We start from the raw sequence: 736 nt of genomic DNA on the forward strand, positions 1-736 counted from the left end.
TACGCCAGTCCGCCGAGGCCCACGGCCGCAAGTTCTACATCATGTACGACGTCACGAGCTGGACGGACATGCAGGCCCAGATCAAGGAGGACTGGACCTCCAAGATGAAGGCCCACACCACCTCCAGCGCCTACGCCCGCCAGAACGGCAAACCCGTCGTCTGCATCTGGGGCTTCGGCTTCAGCGATCCCGGCCGGCCCTTCCAGCCCGCCCCGTGCAAGGACGTCGTCGACTGGTTCAAGGCCCAGGGCTGCTACGTGATCGGCGGCGTGCCCACCCACTGGCGCAACGGCACCGACGACTCACGCCCCGGCTTCTCCGACGTCTACCACTCCTTCGACATGATCTCGCCCTGGATGGTCGGCCGGATCGGCAACGTCACCCAGGCCGACCAGTTCTACCGCGACATCAACACCCCCGACCAGGCCGACTGCGACGCCCACGGCATCGACTACCAGCCCTGCGTCATCCCCGGCGACCTCCAGTCCGGACACCGCGCCCACGGCGAACTGATGTGGCGCCAGTTCTACAACCTCGTCCGCGTCGGCGCCCAGGGCTTCTACATCTCCATGTTCGACGAGTTCAACGAAGGCAACCAGATCGCCAAAACCGCCGAAACCGCCGCACAGATCCCCGCCGGCACCGGCATCCGCGCCCTCGACGAAGACGGCACCCCCTGCTCCTCCGACTACTACCTCCGCCTCACCGCCGACGGCGGCCGCATGCTCAAAGGCGA

Annotated in this window: 1 pseudogene; it reads left to right on the top strand. The window is 66.6% G+C overall.

The features are described 5' to 3' along the window. Positions 1–736: pseudogene (locus PV679_RS36030) on the top strand (glycoside hydrolase family 71/99-like protein); the annotation flags it as partial.

This window comes from Streptomyces sp. AK02-01A (genome assembly GCF_033795305.1).
Lineage (GTDB): Bacteria > Actinomycetota > Actinomycetes > Streptomycetales > Streptomycetaceae > Streptomyces.